Origin of the sequence: Acinetobacter sp. V115_6, assembly GCF_031799025.1 — a bacterium.
Classification (GTDB): Bacteria; Pseudomonadota; Gammaproteobacteria; order Pseudomonadales; family Moraxellaceae; genus Acinetobacter; species Acinetobacter pittii.
Genome location: NZ_JAVQNO010000021.1, coordinates 611669 through 628633 on the forward strand (window position 1 = coordinate 611669; position 16965 = coordinate 628633).

The window sequence follows — 16965 nt, forward strand, 5'->3', positions numbered from 1 at the left end:
TCAAAATGGAAGATAAAAACAACTGGTCGCTCTACGAAGTATTTGTACGTAGTAAACAAGGCTTAAGCCACCGTCATGTAGGCAGCTTAAGAGCACCTGATGATGAAATTGCACTGCAACATGCTCGTGATGTTTACACGCGTCGTAATGAAGGAATTAGCATTTGGGTAGTTCGTTCAGAACTGATTAAGTCATCACAGCCAGATGAAAAAGCTGAATTTTTCGATCCTTCTTTAGACAAGGTTTATCGTCATCCGACTTTTTACCATATCCCAGATGGCATTGAGCACATGTAAGGGGAATGGCAAATGAATCATTCAGTTTTATCTAAATTCTTATTACATATTGGCGACAGTCAACTGGTTTTATCTCAGCGTTTGGCTGAATGGTGCGGGCATGCACCTGAGCTAGAAATTGATATTGCCTTAGCAAATATCGGTTTGGACTTGTTAGGTCAAGCAAGAAACTTTCTGACATTGGCTGGTCAATACGATGAAGCTAAGCGTGATGAAGACCAGCTTGCGTATTTCCGTACAGAACGTGAATTTTTAAACCTATTGTTGTGCGAACAACCGAATGGTGACTTTGCACAAACGATCGTACGCCAGTGGTTGATGGACCATTACCATCTTCATTTATTTACTGCTTTAACGCAAAGCTCACTTCCTGAATTAAGTGCGCTTGCTGTCAAATCTTTAAAAGAAGTGAAGTATCACATCCGCTTTTCAACAAGCTGGATGGAACGTTTAAGTTTAAGTACAGATGAAGCGCATCAACGTGTGCAAGACGGTTTAAATAATTTATGGCGCTTTACCGCTGAGTTATTTGAACTGAGTGCAAACGAAAAAGCACTAGTTGCAGAAGGTGTGATTCCAGATTTTTCAAATGAAAAAGAACAATGGAACCAAACCATTGCAGATGAGCTTAAGCGTTTTGAATTAAATGTTGCTGTGAACGGTGCTTATCGCCGTGGTGCAAAACAAGGATTGCATACCGAGCATTTGGGTTATTTGTTGGCTGAAATGCAATGTATTCAAAGAACTTATCCGGGAATGACCTGGTAAGACAAGGAGGTGAGCCATGCAAATGATTCGTCATTGCATCGACCAATGTTGGGATGTTCTACAAACGGTCAGTGATCCTGAAATTCCGGTTTTATCTGTTGTCGATTTGGGGATGATTCGCGGTGTAGAGATTAACGATCAACAAGAAATTATTGTTCGTCTAACTCCGACATATAGCGGATGCCCAGCAACAGATATGCTCAAAGCACAAATTGTTGAGGCATTTACCGCAGAAGCTTTGACACCAGTCAAAGTCATGGTCGATTTATCAGAAGCATGGACCACGGACTGGATGTCTGAAGCAGGGAAAAAGAAACTGCAAGTTTATGGCATTGCACCACCTGAAGGGTTGGCGCATCAGTGTGGAACTCACGTTCATTTAAATGATGGTGTCGAGTGCCCACGTTGTAAAAGCCGACATACCCGACTGTTAACAGAGTTTAGTTCCACCGCCTGTAAAGCACTTTATAAATGTCAGGACTGTCTTGAGCCTTTTGATTACTTCAAATGTATTTAAGTCTTTAGATAAGGAAATCAGCCATGAGCCAATTTGTACCATTAAAAGTAAAAAGTATTACACCGCAAACCGATCAGGCAATTTGTATTGCATTTGACGTTGTACCTGAACAACAAGAACAATTTCAATTTCAACCGGGTCAACACTTAACCATTCGCCATTTAACCGAAGCTGGTGAAATCCGCCGTTGTTATTCAATTTGTAGTTATGCAGGCAAAGAAGACATCAGCATTGCGGTTAAAAAAATTGATCAGGGTCAATTTTCAAACTGGGCAAATGACCATTTAAAAGTGGGCGATGTGCTTGAAGTGATGCCACCACAAGGGGTGTTTTTTCAAAAAGCAGCCAAGATGGGCGGACAAAACTATTTAGGTGTTGCTGCGGGCAGTGGTATCACGCCGATTTTATCGATAGTTAAGCAGGTGTTGTTTGAACAACCTGAAGCTAAATTTACCTTGCTCTATGGCAATCGCTCTTGGAAACAAACCATGTTTGCCGAGCAAATTATGGATTTGAAAGATCAGTTTAAAGAACGATTTCAACTCATCAATATCTTTTCTCGTGAATTCAACGATAGCGAACTCATGAACGGTCGTATTGATGCAGAAAAGCTTAAGCAACTTTTTGATTTTGAAGTGCTTGAAACAAACTTTGACCATGTTTTTGCCTGCGGCCCAGACGAAATGATGAATGCCGTAGAGAGCACTTTGCCGAACTTTGGTATTGCCAAAGAGCGCATTCACACTGAACGTTTCCATACAGGACAAGCGCGTAAACGTAGTGTTGAAGCGGATGCAAACCGTAAAGAAGAAAAAGTAAACATCATTTTAGATGGCCGTGAACTGATTGTTTCTGTGGCTCAAGATGATGAAAGTATTCTTGATGCGGCTTTGCGTGCGGGTGCCGACTTACCGTATGCATGTAAAGGTGGGGTGTGTGCGACCTGTCGTTGTAAGGTACTTTCTGGCGAAGTCGACATGTTCCTTAACTATAGTCTTGAAGAAGATGAAGTTGAAAAGGGCTATGTGCTGAGCTGCCAGACCTTACCAAAAGGCTCAAATGTTCGTTTGAGTTTTGATGAATAGAGGCCGCCATGCAAGAGTTGATCAAAGCCAGTACAGCTGCTGACGGTGTTTTGTTATTAACCCTAAACCGTCCAGAAAAAAGAAATGCTTTAAACAATGCGACATTGCAGTGTTTATGCGAGTTGCTCGAAGAAGCTGAACATAATGCTCAAGTCAAAGCGGTGGTTTTAACGGGTAATGCTCAATGTTTTGCGGCTGGGGCTGATCTTAGCGAGTTGGCAGCAATGGACGCCGTGTCTTTGCAACTCGATATTCGCCCGAAGCTTTGGCAAAAAATTGATGCGTTTAGTAAGCCACTGATTAGCGCAGTCAATGGCTATGCCTTAGGCGCTGGGTTTGAGTTGGTTTTGCATGCAGATATGGTGATTTGCGGTGAAAATGCCCGTTTTGCTTTACCTGAAATTGGCCTTGGGATGTTGCCGGGTGCAGGCGGAACACAGCGTTTAGCGCGCTTGGTTGGACAGCAACTCACCATGCGTTGGGCGATGACAGGTGAGATGATTTCGGCAAAACAGGCAGAACAACATGGCATTTGCAGTCAAGTGGTTCCGACCGAATTAACCGTTGAATATGCGGTTCAACTTGCAGCTAAAATTGCCAAACAAGCGCCTTTAGCGATTCGCGTGATTAAACAATCAATTAAAAGTATTCATGAAACGACTTTAAGTCAGGGACTCAAGTTTGAACGTCAAAACTTTGTCTGGCTGGCGGCTACAAAAGATCGAAACGAAGGGATTAATGCTTTCTTTGAGAAAAGAAAGCCAGTGTTTAGAGGTGAGTGATGGACTATCAAAATATTATTGCTGAAGAAAAAAATGGTGTTGGCTACCTGACATTTAACCGCCCAAAAGCACTGAATAGCTTTAACGTTGATATGCACCGTGAAGTGGCTGAGGTTTTAAACCTGTGGACCAAAAATCCCGATGTTCGCTGTGTTGTGATTAGTGGTGAAGGCCGCGGCTTCTGTGCAGGGCAAGATTTAGGTGATCGTGTAGTAGACCCAAATGCTGAAGCTCCAGATTTAGGATATTCCATTGAAACTTACTATAACCCACTCATTAAAACGATTGTAAATATGCCAAAGCCTGTCATTTGCGCCGTAAATGGTGTAGCAGCAGGTGCAGGGGCAAATATTGCACTGGCTTGTGACTTGGTGATTGCAGCTAAATCGGCAAACTTCGTACAAGCATTTTGCCGCTTAGGTTTGGTTCCAGACTCTGCGGGTACATGGTTTTTACCACGTGCTGTAGGTCATGCGCGTGCGATGGGATTGGCTTTGTTAGGTGACAAGCTCCCAGCAGAAACCGCAAAAGAATGGGGCATGATTTGGGATGTTGTTGAAGACACCGAGCTTAAAACAAAAGTGACTGAACTCGCTGAACGTTTAGCGAAACAACCTACTTTTGGCTTATCTCTCATTAAAAAAGCCATTCATCAATCAAGCAATAACACCTTTGATGAGCAAATGCTGTTAGAGCGAGATTTACAACGTATTGCGGGTCGTTCCGAAGATTATCGTGAAGGGGTACAAGCCTTTATGAATAAACGTGAACCAAATTTTAAAGGGCGCTAAGCATGACAGATTTAGATTTATCTTGTGCCCGAATTGCCGTCATTGGTTCTGGCACCATGGGCATCGGCATTGCCCAGTTAGCCATCGTCAATGGCCACTCGACCGTTTTATATGATCTGGACGCTCAAAAAGCGCAACAAGCCGCTCAAGGCTTAGGGCAGACGTTTAAAAAGCTGGTTGAAAAGAGCAAGCTCACTCAGCAGCAAGCTGATGAAGCTTTAGCACGTTTAACGGTGGTCAATCAAATTGAAGCGCTGCGTGATGCTGACTTGGTGATTGAAGCAGTTGTTGAGAAAAAAGAAGTTAAACAGTCTTTATTTAAACAGCTTGCTGAAATTTGTAGTGCGCAAACTATTTTTGCAAGTAACACATCTTCAATTTCAGTGACTGCAATTTCGGCTGGCATTGCTCACCCTGAGCGCGTAGTGGGTTTACACTTTTTTAACCCTGCGCCAGTCATGAAATTGGTTGAAATTGTACAAGGCTTAAAAACACCAAACAGCCTATGTTTGGCCTTAAAAAACTTGATGCTCGGCTGGAAAAAAATTCCGGTACTCACCAAGTCGACTCCTGGTTTTATTGTTAACCGAATTGCACGTCCGTTTTATGCAGAAGGCTTTAGAGCACTGCAAGAACAAGTCACTAGCTACGACCAGCTAGACTATGCCTTAAAGCAATGCGGCGGTTTTGCGATGGGGCCGTGTGAACTCACCGACCTCATTGGGCAAGATGTTAACTTTTCGGTAACCCAAAGTGTTTACCAAGAGTTCTTTTACGAACCACGCTACCGCCCAAGCCTCATTCAAAAAGAATTGGTCGATGCGGGTGCTTGGGGCCGTAAGTCAAAACAGGGATTTTATAGTTATAACGAAAAAAATCAGTACGAGACATTTCAGCCTCAAGCTGTAGTTGCCAAACCAGTTGATGCTCATATTCAGCTAAAAGGGACTTGGTCTCAGCTACCAGCTTTTTTAACGCGTTTAGGTTTAAAAAGCGGATCTGCGAGTGACGACAATATTCTTCAAATTGATGATATCGACTTGCGTTTAAGCCAAGGTGAGTCGGCCAATATTCATTACTTAAGCCGTAAAGTGGTTTTAATGGATTGGCATCATGATTTTGAGCAGGCAGAGGCTTTAGTACTCAGTCATAACGAACTTTGTGAAGCAAGTGATCTAGCTAAAGTTGAAGCTTACTTTGCACAGTTTGGTATCAGCGTGATGTGGATTAAAGACCATCCGGCACTATTAACCTTACGCACCATCGCTTTACTCATTAATGAAGCCTGCGAAGCAAGTTTACATGGAGTTGCGAGTCTGGAAGATATTGATAATGCCATGAAATATGGAGTGAATTATCCTAAGGGTCCTTACCAGTGGTTGACACAAATGGGTGGTGCTTATGTGCTCCAAACCTTAAATAACTTATATGCACTATATGGAGAGGAAAAATATCGCGCGAGTATCTACCTCAAGCAATATGTAGCAAAAACTCAAAACATTGCTACTCAATATTCACGTGATATGACCGAATTTGCATAATCAGGAGTCAACATGGAAGACGTTTTAATTTGCGATTTTATTCGTACCCCAATTGGACGATATGCAGGTGCCTTAAGTGCTGTACGTGCAGATGATTTAGCTGCATTGCCCATCAAATATTTAAAAGATAAGCACCCGAACTTGCCGTGGAATACGGTAGACGAAGTGTTTTTAGGATGTGCTAACCAAGCAGGTGAAGACAACCGTAACGTTGCACGTATGGCAACACTCTTGGCAGGCTTACCTGACACAGTACCAGCCATGACGATCAATCGCTTATGTGCATCAGGTTTAGATGCGGTAGGACTTGCAGCACGCTCAATTAAAGCAGGTGAAGCACAGTTTGTGTTGGCAGGTGGTGTTGAGTCGATGAGTCGTGCGCCATTTGTACAAGCTAAACCGACCGAAGCGTTTAGCCGTACACCTGAAATTTATGACACCACCATTGGCTGGCGCTTTGTAAATAAGCAACTTAAAGCACAATACGGCACCGACAGCATGCCGGAAACTGCCGAAAATGTAGCTGAAAAATATCAGATTAGTCGTGAAGATCAAGATGCGTTTGCATTGCGTAGCCAACAAAAAACAGCTGCTGCCCAACAAAACGGTTTTTTTAACGAAGAGATTTTGCCTGTCGAGATTGTAGACCGTAAGAAAAACGTGAACGTTGTGAACCGCGATGAACATCCGCGTGAAACAACACTTGAAGCACTCGCTAAGCTAAAAGCGCCTTTTAGAAAAGAAGGTGGTTCGGTGACTGCCGGAAATGCCTCTGGTGTAAATGATGGCGCCGCATGTGTATTAATTACCAACCGTGAATTTGCAGATACACATGATTTAAAACCTTTAGCACGCGTGATTGGTATTGCAAGTTCAGGGGTTGAACCCAAATATATGGGTATAGGTCCTGTTCCAGCTGTGCAGAAAATTTTAAAGCAAACAGGTTTAACGCTAGATCAGATGGATGTGATTGAGCTAAATGAAGCATTCGCAGCCCAATCTTTGGCTTGTATGCGTGAACTCGGTCTAAAAGATGACGATGAACGCGTTAACCCAAATGGCGGTGCGATTGCGTTAGGCCATCCGCTCGGTATGAGTGGTACACGTTTAGTGATTACCGCAACACGTGAGCTAAAAAAACGAGGTGGACGCTATGCACTTTGCACGATGTGTGTAGGTGTTGGACAAGGCGTCGCACTGATTTTGGAAAACTTAAATTAATTCAGACGGTTTTTAAAATTACATAATGAGGAGAGAGGCGATGGACAGCCTTACAATGGATAATGTTGAGCAATTAACACTTGCAGAGCTTAGAGAGCTGCAAACGAAACGGTTAAAACAAACCCTGACTTTTGTATATGAAAATAGTCCGGTCTATAAGAAAAAGTTCGATGAAGCAGGTGTACATCCTAATGACTTCGTGACTTTAGATGATCTGGCAAAGTTTCCATTTACCACCAAACAGGATTTAAGAGACAACTATCCGTTTGGGATGTTTGCTGTGCCACAAGAGCAAATTGTGCGTTTACATGCATCATCAGGCACAACGGGTAAACCGACAGTGGTGGGTTATACCCAAAAAGATATTAATACTTGGTCGGACATTGTTGCGCGTTGCTTACGCATGGCAGGTTTAACTGCGAAAGACATGGTTCAGGTGGCTTATGGCTATGGACTGTTTACAGGTGGTTTAGGTGCACATTATGGTGCTGAGCGCTTAGGTGCAACGGTTATTCCTATGTCTGGCGGGCAAACTGAAAAGCAAGTTCAGCTTATTCAAGACTTTAAACCGACTGCAATTATGGTTACGCCATCGTATTGCGTGAGCATTATTGAAAAGCTCGAACAACAATTTGGTACTGCACGTAATACGTCTTTAAAAGTGGGTATTTTTGGTGCCGAGCCTTGGACCAATGAACTTCGCCGTGAAATTGAAGAACGCCTCAATATTAAAGCACTCGATATTTATGGTTTGTCTGAGGTGATGGGTCCGGGTGTTGCCATGCAATGTCTAGGTGAGGGCGAGGGATTAACCATTTGGGAAGATCATTTCTATCCAGAAATTATTAACCCTGAAACAGGTGAAGTCTGTAAAGATGGCGAACTTGGCGAGCTAGTCTTTACCACCATTACCAAAGAAGGCTTACCGATTATTCGTTACCGTACCCGTGATTTGACCCGTTTACTGGCGGGAGAAAATCTGGCAATGCGCAAAATGGATAAAATTGTGGGCCGCAGTGACGACATGCTAATTATTCGCGGCGTAAACGTTTTCCCGACTCAAATTGAAGAGCAAATTTTGCAAGTTCCGCATTTAGTTCCAAATTATGAAATTTTGGTGACCAAAAAAGGTCATATGGATACTTTGCATATTCGTACAGAGATGTGTCATAACTGTACTATACAGGCCAATCAACTTGCTCAGGAGTTGATGAAACGCATTAAAACTATGATTGGAATTAGCGTTACTGTAGAAGTTGTGACAGAAGCGACCTTACCTCGTTCGGAAGGCAAGGCAAAGCGGGTAATCGATATGCGTCAGATTGCTTAACATCAAGATCATTCAGGGTATAGAATCTATACCCTGAAACTAAACGCCAAGACATGAGTATGAGTGCAAAAATACAGCAAATAATTGATTCTGTTGTAAAGAATGAAACCTTAAGTGGAACTTCGCTTATTTCGACAATTTTTGGAGATTCAGTACTTCATCGGGGTGGAAACATTAGTCTTGCAAGCCTGATTCAGTTATTAGAGCTATTTGGTTTTAATGACCGCGCTGTAAGAACCTCTGTTTTTCGTTTAGTTAAAAATGATTGGTTATGTTCAGACAAAATCGGCAGAACCAGTTTTTATCGAATTACCGATTCAAGCCGTTCGACTTATTTGCAGGCCGAGCAACGCATTTATAACGACCAGATGAAAGAGTGGGACCATTATTGGGATCTTATTCTGATGTCTAGCCTCGATACTGAAAATAAAGCGTTGTTAAAGAAAGAACTCGAATGGTTAGGATTTGCCAATATTTCGACAAACTTAATGGCTTATCCGGGTTGTAACCGTATTGAACTGCAACGCTTGTTGGTTGACTTAAATATGAGTGAGCAGGTGGTGGTATTTAAAGCCGAAACCTTGCAGCTTTTTAATAATTCGGTCGATACCATTGGTCGTATGCTCAGAACTAACTGGCCCATCGATGAATTGCGCCAAAGATATCTACAGTTTCTCGATATTTTTAGAGAAATTGGCGTGTTGCTGATGCAGGAAAACGAACAACTCGAACCTGTTCAGGCCTTTCAAATTCGAACTTTGCTGATTCATTATTATCGACGGATTTTGTTGAAAGACCCTGCATTACCGCTTGAATTGTTGCCAACTGACTGGCCCGCGATTAGTGCACGAACGTTATCAATGAATATTTATAAAAAAGTATTTGAACCTGCGGATGAATACTTCTTGTCTGTTGCTGCAACAGCAGAAGGACCAATGCCAAATGCCACAGCACACTATTGGCGCCGTTTCGGAGGTTTGGTGGCGACAAATGAGAGGTTAAATCATGCCTTGTTATAGTATTGACGGTGTTATTCCAGTCGTTAGCCCAGACGCTTTTGTACACCCAACTGCTGTTTTAATTGGTGATGTGATTATTGAAGCGGGCGTATATGTAGGACCATTTGCTTCATTGCGTGCCGATTTTGGTCGTATTCATATTAAGCAAAATGCCAATATACAAGATAGCTGCACCGTACATGGCTTTCCGCAAAGTGTGACTTTAGTTGAGGAAATGGGGCACATTGGGCATGGGGCAATTTTGCATGGTTGCCACATTGGTAAAAATGTTTTGGTCGGCATGAACAGCGTAATTTTGGACTATGCCGAAATTGGTGAAAATACCATTATTGGTGCAAATAGTCTGGTCAAAACTAAAGATGTTATTCCGGCAAATGTATTGGCAATGGGAAGTCCTGCCAAGGTTGCGCGTGATTTATCAGAACAAGAAAAAAAGTGGAAAACTCGCGGCACGCAAGAATACATTGAGCTTGCACAGCGCTGCTTAAACTCAATGCAAGAAGTTCAGCCTTTAAGCTCAGAGTTGGATGACCGCCTGACCTATAAGGACTTTAGTTCTTCAAACTATCAGATTAAACAAGATAGTGTTTAACGGCTTTTAATCAGTCGATTTCAATACACATAAGTTTATAACACTTAAGGAATACTCGCACGAGTAGGGAGACGTTTGTGCAAAAAATGGAAAATACTGCGATTGATCAATTCGCAGAGCTATTGGGTGTTCAAGTGCTGCATCGCAGTTTTGATGAAGCGCGTTGTCAGCTTAATGTGAAAGACGAGCACATGAATGCCTTGGGCGGCGTGCATGGTGGGGTCATATTTTCTTTAGCCGATATTGCTTTTGCGATGGCTTGTAATGCAGGGGATGCGCCATATACTGGCCTACAGGCTGATATTCGCTATATGAGCGGTGCGAAAGATAGGGTGTTATTTGCAACGGCAACGAAAGTTGGAAGTAGTAAAAAATTTGCGCATTATGAAGTTGTGATAACAGACGGTTTAAATAATAGAGTCGCTTTGTTTACATCTACGTGTTACAGACTTGCACCGTGATATGTATTTATGGGGCGAGGAGACTCAGAGCAGAAATTATTTAAATTAATAAAAGCGTTGAATAGGCTGGTTATGTTCCAAAGCTAAGTCATAGTTATCGTACTTAGCTTTGGTTTATTGAAAAGGGTGTGCTTTAGTTAGACTACATTAGCTACTCATCTTTTATAAATAATGAGTCGTGAAGGGGCTTTATTTTTCAGGGTCTAGATAAACAACACCTAAATTAACCTTTTTATAAGGTCTGAATTCACCTTCATCAGCTTTTATTCTTTTATATGTCTCCTCAGAATAATCTATATCCTTTACCTTAAACCCATCAAAACTAATATAAATTAAAGCAGCCATGTTAGAGTACTCATGCATGTCTGGTTTAAAAAGGTAATATTTTTTTGCAATAGGTTTTAATGTGAAACTACCATCTTTATTTAAAACAAGCTCGGGAGCATCATTTGGAGTTAAGCCATTAAATCCAATAAAGCCTTTTTGTTGTCTTAGAGGTTCTTTCGTAGCATTATTATAAATATAGCCTGTCACTTCTGGAGTAAGATAAATTTCTTTCTGCGAGCAAGCTGAAAGAGTTACTGTCATACAAAAAAAGAGTAGCAGTGTTATTATTTTTTTCATTGTTTTGAGATTCCTGAAATAAATAAAAGCCCAGTTACATCTTTTTTATTTGCAACCATATTTTTATCCCAATTTGGAATTGCTGTTAAATTACCTTTGGCATATTTCATCAAATCTATTTCTCCTGATGTAGGATAGCTTGTCCCAGATTTTGGAACTTGCCAAATCTCTGATGAACCATGATGCGTTATAGAATCCATGACTCCTCCATAAGCTTCTACAATAGCATGGCCTGTTTCATGAGCTATTGTTTCTTTAAATGATTTGTCCGATACCGTTTCTGGATAGAATCCCCACGTTGTTCTATCAAAATATAAATATCCAGTTATATATGCTGTTTTTCTTGATAGGGCTGAATTTGAACTTCTAAACATTGGGTCATTTGGATCAACATTGGTGACATATGTTAATTTCATTTCTGGCATAGCATTTACTTTAGAGATTTTTGCTTTTACAAAAACTTCATAGTTTTTGCCATCTAAAGAAATATTTTTACCCGTTGCATGGAATTGATTTCTACTCCAATAATAATTAATTCCATCAATTGATAATTGTAGAAGTTGTGAAAAATCCTTAGTTTGTGTTGAATAAGGTTGCACTCGACGTATTTTTATTTGACTTGCTGGGACCAAGTGTCCGTTATAAAGACCTTTAGCACCACCATCAACAAAATTAACTCTAAGGGTAATATCTACTTTTAATTTTTTTCTATTAATTACAACATCCATCCAGTCTTTATTAAAATATTTAAAATTAAAAGTTTTTTCATCTAAGGCTATAGCACTACCACCATTAATACCTTTAACTCTAAACATGACACCATTTGAGCCTGTCATGAATTTACTGTCATATATGTCCTGAATGAATCCATCCCATTGGATTTTAAATTCTTTAGTGCCTTGAAATGCCCCCTCGATTCTTTTTACTTCTATAAATTTTCCATCTTTTTTAACTTCTAAGACGATAGCCTCAAATATTGCATTAATAGTTGAACCAGAGAAAATTAAATTGCTATTACTTGGAGAACCATCTGGCTTAGGTGCTCCTAAAGGTATAAATGGTTTAACCATTACATCTTTTAAAACAATTTTATTTTTCTTTATTGCATCATCCATAAAATTGTTTTTCTGTTGAGTATTGGTGGGCTGAAAACTAGAATTTGTGGTACTTGAGCTTCCACTACCACTTTCCCCAACAACATGACTTTGTTGAGGTAGAATCATTGCACCGCATGTTACCTTATCTCCAGCATAAGCTACTGGTTTGCCATCCATAATCACATGATCATGACTTTTAACCACCGTAGACCAACACTTACATTTAGGGCACATATGCCCATCGCCAGCTCTAACGAATAAATTACCTAGCTGTGAACTTCTAGATTGAGTTGATGGAATAATTCCGCCATGATCAGTAATAGCATTGTGAATAGCAAAACCTTTAGCCATGTTTGAATCCTTGAGAGTTATCATGGTTTAAAAAGTTTTTAGGAGTTGGTTGATCTTGAAAAATTCGGATAGCAACTGAAGTATTGGGACTATCAATAATTTCATCGCCATTTTCCAAGCGGCTTCCTACTAAAGCTACTGACTTTCCATTAACAATGCAGGAAACACCTGCACCTGAAATAATTTTAGAAGTGGTTCCATCGGTATATATAGCTTCATCGCCTATAGAGGCAATAGTAATACCACCAATTTTATAGTTAGCATTTAAAGCTCTAACTAAGCCACCATTTCGCGTTTTTGAACCATTCATAGCAAGATAATATACAGTGTGTGGTTTGTTATGATAGTAAAGCTGTTCTGCCTCTATAGCTTGAGTAACCTCTTCTTCAGATAATTTGAATAATTGCTCTACAGGTAATTCATTTAAAAACTTTGGTGTAGCCAAACTATAAGCCCTTTTTATTTTCATAAGTAGATCGAATAATAACAAATAAAAATATACAGATCTGTCTGTTTTTGTGTAAATTTAAAGAATTCATATGATTGAAGAGTCCCTAACCTATAGGTTTAGGGGGGGGCTTGAATGGTTGTATTAATTATTTACTTTTCTAAGAAACATATTTAGGTTCGAATCGAAATATTCTTTTTTTGCTTGATTAGATTTTCATTGAGAATCTAGTTTTTCAAAAAATGCATATACATTATTTCCGCGTATACCGAAATCAATAGCAGGTGATGAAAATTTTATGAAGTCTTCAAATGTAAGAATAGTAAGCTTAATATTCTTAAATTGAGCTGCAAATCTTTTTCTAAAATCTTCTAAATTAGATTTTATTTCTTCTACTTTTGTTTCATCTTCAGAATATTTACCAAAAGCTAGAAAAGCCTCATCGGGAGACATATATTCTATTAAATCTATAAATTTATCTGCTTCTCTATCAGTTAAAAAATATTCTGCTGTACGTTTAGCTTCTCCAGCAAAAAAAATTCCATCATATATACCTAATAAGTCAATCTCATTAATATGACTTGATTTTTTATCTTTATAGTAAATATTAACTTCAGGTAAATATAGAAAAGAATTTTTATAACCTATATTTTGAATAAAATTTAAAGCCCATAATACATTAAAACCATTGTGTTCTAATATAGTCTTATGAATGAATTTATTAAGCAAGTACTCCCATTCGAACTCTTTACCTGTAGGAGTCATATGCTGCTCTTCACAGACTTCACAATTGTTATATAGTTTAATAGAGTCAACAGTTTTTAAATTTTTATAACCACAATATCTACAGTTCCAAGTGTATACAGGATGAAAAAATTTATACTTTATTAATTCATTGAGTGCATCATTAAAACATGCTGTGAGGTATTGTGAAGCATGAATAGGTTTCTTAAAATTCATTTTTTTATTAATATAAGTAAGAAATGAATTATTCCTGTGTTTTGTTAAAAAACCATTTAAATCATTACGAGTGTATAGATAATCTTCTTTTTTATTTCTATGTGAAGCATGTTGAAATAAATCTTTCCATAGCATGTTAGTTAAAAAGTTCGAAGCAATATGAAGTTTTTTAAATAAAGAAATTACCCCATTAAAGTTTTTCCCTTTGTCAGAATTAGCTATATATTCAATTTTTGATTTAGGCAGATTATTACGTATATCTGCATGATGATATTTATTTTTTTGAGTTAAAAGGTAGTTAAGCAGATCTAAGTCTTCGGGTAAATTTATTGCAATTTGAAACTCCTCATTTTCAACACTTCTTTTAAAATAATTAACTGTTTTACCATTAAGTGAAATAGGTAAACCGTTCTTACTTATCCTTTCAAATTTTCTTCCAAAGACTTTAGATAAATATGCTCTCTTAGGTAAAATCCATTTATCTATAACATTTGAGTATCTAGATAAGTTATTGTGTCGATCTATATCACATTCTATCGCAAAGTCTCCAAAACCATGATTTTGAAATTTTAAAGGTATATATCTTAAGTGTTTAGGTCCATTAATAAAAATTGTGGAAGGATTTTCTGAAATAGAAAGTGTGGAATTATCTTTTGTATGAAGTGAATATTTGAGTTCAGAGTATTCAATGGGGAGTATTCTTTTTGAGTAGTAGGAAGGAACAATTATTGAATTATAAGTGAATTCTTGCAGAATATCTTTTTTTTGTTCTAAGCTTTCTAATGATAAACTTTGAGAAAACAATGAAACTTGATATGGCCCTGATCCAGGATGCAAAAAATTTAGATTACTTAAATATTTTCCGAGAGTTTTTAAAAAACAATTATCATTAAATTGCTCTTCACTAATAATAAGTGAGTAAATAGAATCACTTAGATCACTATTGTGAAAATGTCTTATGTTCCAGAGTGATATTCGATCTTTAACGCTAGAACCTATAACTATTGAAAAAGCATTTTTAAGAGAATGATTAATTACCGTTTCAATTGATTCAGTATGAATTCTTGCTAAATGAGCAACTGTAGTGGCTTCTCGGTTTGCCAATAAATCTAAAATTTCTGTTCTAGATTTAACTAATGTAGTTCCTACATGATTATTAGGAGGAATATCTTCTATAGAAAGACAATATGTATTAAAAACTTCTCTAAGTTCGTTTAGATACATATTTGTGTCTAATTGGTTGCCAAAATTATCAGTTATGAATCGATCTCCGGCTTCAGGAGAAAACTGTGTAATTAGACTTATTGGAGTATTGGTTGCTTTATTTCTTAAATAACTAAATATATAAGGACTATAAACTGTAGATATGGACTTTATTGGGTTATAGAACGATATATTTACAGGAAAATATTTTTGCGCATTTCCAAAATCATGTTCTATCAAAAGAGCAGGAGAGTTGATATTTTCAACTTTCTGGATTTGCTCATCAGTTAGTTTTATATAGCTGTAAACAATATCTGCATCATAAAAGCTTAACCATTCTAAATAGCTTTCTTCATCAGAATTAAGAGGGAGAATTAAAAACCTCGCTCCACCCCAACAGGTATAAGAATATTTAAAAATTTCATCAAGAATTAAATGGTTATTTTCATTTTCTTCATCCGAAATAAAGAAAGCAATCTTAATTGGCCGTTTATGGATATCAATTTGTACATCTTTTTCTAATCTTTTTGAGTCTGTTAGTCTTTCCATGGAAGCCTTTCTTTTAAAAATGATGATTGTTATGAATCTTTTGTACAAGGTATGAATAAGTATTTTTATAGCATTTTATTAATTTTATCAAAATGTTCGACTGAGTTTTCAACTTAACACATCCATTTTTAATTACATTTCCATAACCCTCCACAACCCCCACTTAACAATAACCCACCCATTATTTAGCCTTACTTTTCTAATGATTTAATTTAAAACAAATGGCATTTTGCATGCTTGACTGCAAAAGGGTTGGGCACTATTCTTTGCCTGCTGGCCACATTGCCAGTCGGTCGTCGCGGACCGTCCCTTAGGAGCATTAAAGGTTTTATACTTTTAGTGTGTACACCCTCGTGCCCCCTCTATGGTGGAACGGAGGGGGACACCCTTGGGTGTGCTGGAGTCTTAAGGCCAGTCCGCGAACCCCCTTCGTTCTGCCACCATAATTTTAATGTCGGCAGAACTCCCAATAAAAAGGAGTTGGCTTTGCACATCCATTATTTCTTGGCTCTCAATGCCAAAAGCTATAACGACACAGCTTAAAATTTAAAGCAGCTTGAACGCCCTAAGGTTTTCAGGCTTAAAGTCTTTTTTACTTAAAACTTAGCAACAACAAAACTTGAGATGTGCCAAGCACAGTCTTTACGGCTTTGCTGTGCCTTTTTTTCTCCCAAAAAGGGCACAGGCTTTTTATCTCATTTAGAAACAACAAGAATTTATAACGGTAAAACTATGCCAAAGTTAGTGCTTTCTTCCCGTGCCATACAAGTCATCAACAAGTCGATTGATTTATTTCACCATCGTGGCTTTCATACCGTTGGGGTAGATCGAATCGTCAAAGAATGTGAAATCACCAAAGCGACTTTTTATAACTTTTTTCATTCAAAAGAACGATTTATTGAAATCTGTTTGATCGTGCAGAAAGAACGATTAAAAGAAAAAGTGGTCTCCATTGTAGAGTACGGCCAAGACACAAGCGCGGCCGATAAACTCAAACAGCTTTATTTCTTACATACCGATGTAGAGGGGATGTACTACCTATTATTTAAAGCCATGTTTGAAGCGAAACTGAGTTATCCAAAAGCCTATATCACCGCAGTGAGATATCGCACATGGCTGCTGAATGAAATCTATAGCCAGCTTATAAAACTAAAAACCGATGCAACTTTTCAAGACGCCAAACTATTCTTATATATGATTGAAGGCGCAATTATTCAGCTTTTAAGTTCAGATGGGGCAATTGATCAGGAAAAGATGTTGGATTGTTTTTTTATGCAGTTTAGGTAGGTGATGTAAAATGCTGGGCTGATAACAAAAAATATTAGACCGG

At 38.6% G+C, this 16965-nt stretch carries 16 protein-coding genes and 1 pseudogene; 13 read left to right on the plus strand and 4 right to left on the minus strand.

What is annotated here, in order from left to right; translation table 11 throughout:
• The first annotated feature begins 5 nt into the window (after window positions 1-5).
• The 12 genes from paaB (at window position 6) to RMA94_RS11365 (ending at window position 10403) form a co-directional block, all read left to right on the plus strand.
• The gene (gene paaB, locus RMA94_RS11310; protein ID WP_000389648.1) at window positions 6-296 is read left to right on the plus strand and encodes a 1,2-phenylacetyl-CoA epoxidase subunit PaaB; all 291 of its coding nucleotides are present in this window, start codon (window positions 6-8) and stop codon (window positions 294-296) included.
• A gap of 12 nt (window positions 297-308) precedes the next feature.
• Window positions 309-1064 carry a 1,2-phenylacetyl-CoA epoxidase subunit PaaC gene (gene paaC / locus RMA94_RS11315; protein ID WP_167563802.1) on the plus strand — a complete coding sequence of 252 codons (756 nt, stop codon included), beginning with the start codon at window positions 309-311 and terminating at the stop codon, window positions 1062-1064.
• A 16-nt stretch (window positions 1065-1080) separates the two neighbouring features.
• On the plus strand, window positions 1081-1581 hold the full coding sequence (gene paaD, locus RMA94_RS11320) for a 1,2-phenylacetyl-CoA epoxidase subunit PaaD (protein ID WP_001177938.1): 501 nt from the start codon (window positions 1081-1083) through the stop codon (window positions 1579-1581).
• 23 nt (window positions 1582-1604) lie between these two features.
• A complete protein-coding gene (gene paaE, locus RMA94_RS11325; RefSeq protein WP_005070007.1) occupies window positions 1605-2666 on the plus strand; it encodes a 1,2-phenylacetyl-CoA epoxidase subunit PaaE in 1062 nt (353 codons plus the stop codon).
• A gap of 8 nt (window positions 2667-2674) precedes the next feature.
• On the plus strand, window positions 2675-3448 hold the full coding sequence (locus RMA94_RS11330; protein ID WP_167563801.1) for an enoyl-CoA hydratase-related protein: 774 nt from the start codon (window positions 2675-2677) through the stop codon (window positions 3446-3448).
• Window positions 3448-4239 carry a 2-(1,2-epoxy-1,2-dihydrophenyl)acetyl-CoA isomerase PaaG gene (gene paaG, locus RMA94_RS11335; protein ID WP_005132368.1) on the plus strand — a complete coding sequence of 264 codons (792 nt, stop codon included), beginning with the start codon at window positions 3448-3450 and terminating at the stop codon, window positions 4237-4239. Before RMA94_RS11330 ends, paaG begins: the two co-directional genes overlap by 1 nt.
• Window positions 4240-4241: 2 nt before the next feature.
• The gene (locus RMA94_RS11340) at window positions 4242-5780 is read left to right on the plus strand and encodes a 3-hydroxyacyl-CoA dehydrogenase (RefSeq protein ID WP_311082956.1); all 1539 of its coding nucleotides are present in this window, start codon (window positions 4242-4244) and stop codon (window positions 5778-5780) included.
• A 12-nt stretch (window positions 5781-5792) separates the two neighbouring features.
• On the plus strand, window positions 5793-7001 hold the full coding sequence (gene pcaF, locus RMA94_RS11345; protein WP_161281999.1) for a 3-oxoadipyl-CoA thiolase: 1209 nt from the start codon (window positions 5793-5795) through the stop codon (window positions 6999-7001).
• Between the two features lie 40 nt (window positions 7002-7041).
• Window positions 7042-8331 (plus strand): phenylacetate--CoA ligase PaaK, encoded by a 1290-nt coding sequence (gene paaK, locus RMA94_RS11350; protein ID WP_119685994.1) that lies wholly within the window; start codon window positions 7042-7044, stop codon window positions 8329-8331.
• A gap of 53 nt (window positions 8332-8384) precedes the next feature.
• Entirely contained in the window at window positions 8385-9350 is a 966-nt protein-coding gene (paaX, locus tag RMA94_RS11355) for a phenylacetic acid degradation operon negative regulatory protein PaaX (RefSeq protein ID WP_000062822.1), read from the plus strand.
• Window positions 9337-9942: a DapH/DapD/GlmU-related protein gene (locus tag RMA94_RS11360; protein WP_311082958.1), complete on the plus strand. Its 606-nt coding sequence runs from the start codon at window positions 9337-9339 to the stop codon at window positions 9940-9942. The genes paaX and RMA94_RS11360 overlap by 14 nt, the downstream gene beginning before the upstream one ends.
• Before the next feature lie 77 nt (window positions 9943-10019).
• Window positions 10020-10403 carry a PaaI family thioesterase gene (locus RMA94_RS11365; protein ID WP_311082959.1) on the plus strand — a complete coding sequence of 128 codons (384 nt, stop codon included), beginning with the start codon at window positions 10020-10022 and terminating at the stop codon, window positions 10401-10403.
• 189 nt (window positions 10404-10592) lie between these two features.
• Here the strand turns inward: RMA94_RS11365 and RMA94_RS11370 are convergent, their stop codons facing one another.
• The 4 genes and pseudogenes from RMA94_RS11370 to RMA94_RS11385 form a co-directional block, all read right to left on the minus strand.
• A complete protein-coding gene (locus RMA94_RS11370) occupies window positions 10593-11027 on the minus strand; it encodes a hypothetical protein (protein WP_311082960.1) in 435 nt (144 codons plus the stop codon).
• 1151 nt (window positions 11028-12178) lie between these two features.
• Window positions 12179-12475 (minus strand): annotated as a pseudogene (locus RMA94_RS11375) (PAAR domain-containing protein); the annotation flags it as partial.
• Window positions 12468-12920: a PAAR domain-containing protein gene (locus tag RMA94_RS11380; RefSeq protein WP_130172846.1), complete on the minus strand. Its 453-nt coding sequence runs from the start codon at window positions 12918-12920 to the stop codon at window positions 12468-12470. The gene RMA94_RS11380 and the pseudogene RMA94_RS11375, both read right to left, overlap by 8 nt.
• Window positions 12921-13139: 219 nt before the next feature.
• A complete protein-coding gene (locus tag RMA94_RS11385; RefSeq protein WP_311082961.1) occupies window positions 13140-15635 on the minus strand; it encodes a hypothetical protein in 2496 nt (831 codons plus the stop codon).
• A gap of 732 nt (window positions 15636-16367) precedes the next feature.
• On the opposite strand from RMA94_RS11385, the gene RMA94_RS11390 reads away from it, so the two are divergent.
• Entirely contained in the window at window positions 16368-16922 is a 555-nt protein-coding gene (locus RMA94_RS11390) for a TetR/AcrR family transcriptional regulator (RefSeq protein ID WP_311082962.1), read from the plus strand.
• Window positions 16923-16965 lie beyond the last annotated feature (43 nt).

Excerpts from the sequence above, each read along its gene's own strand:
- paaD (WP_001177938.1), top strand. The coding sequence starts at position 1,081 with ATGCAAATGATTCGTCATTGCATCGACCAATGTTGGGATGTTCTACAA.
- paaG (WP_005132368.1), top strand. The coding sequence starts at position 3,448 with ATGGACTATCAAAATATTATTGCTGAAGAAAAAAATGGTGTTGGCTAC.
- RMA94_RS11360 (WP_311082958.1), top strand. The coding sequence starts at position 9,337 with ATGCCTTGTTATAGTATTGACGGTGTTATTCCAGTCGTTAGCCCAGAC.
- paaE (WP_005070007.1), top strand. The coding sequence starts at position 1,605 with ATGAGCCAATTTGTACCATTAAAAGTAAAAAGTATTACACCGCAAACC.
- paaX (WP_000062822.1), top strand. The coding sequence starts at position 8,385 with ATGAGTATGAGTGCAAAAATACAGCAAATAATTGATTCTGTTGTAAAG.
- paaK (WP_119685994.1), top strand. The coding sequence starts at position 7,042 with ATGGACAGCCTTACAATGGATAATGTTGAGCAATTAACACTTGCAGAG.
- pcaF (WP_161281999.1), top strand. The coding sequence starts at position 5,793 with ATGGAAGACGTTTTAATTTGCGATTTTATTCGTACCCCAATTGGACGA.
- paaC (WP_167563802.1), top strand. The coding sequence starts at position 309 with ATGAATCATTCAGTTTTATCTAAATTCTTATTACATATTGGCGACAGT.
- paaB (WP_000389648.1), top strand. The coding sequence starts at position 6 with ATGGAAGATAAAAACAACTGGTCGCTCTACGAAGTATTTGTACGTAGT.
- RMA94_RS11390 (WP_311082962.1), top strand. The coding sequence starts at position 16,368 with ATGCCAAAGTTAGTGCTTTCTTCCCGTGCCATACAAGTCATCAACAAG.
- RMA94_RS11370 (WP_311082960.1), bottom strand. The coding sequence starts at position 11,027 with ATGAAAAAAATAATAACACTGCTACTCTTTTTTTGTATGACAGTAACT.
- RMA94_RS11340 (WP_311082956.1), top strand. The coding sequence starts at position 4,242 with ATGACAGATTTAGATTTATCTTGTGCCCGAATTGCCGTCATTGGTTCT.
- RMA94_RS11330 (WP_167563801.1), top strand. The coding sequence starts at position 2,675 with ATGCAAGAGTTGATCAAAGCCAGTACAGCTGCTGACGGTGTTTTGTTA.
- RMA94_RS11385 (WP_311082961.1), bottom strand. The coding sequence starts at position 15,635 with ATGGAAAGACTAACAGACTCAAAAAGATTAGAAAAAGATGTACAAATT.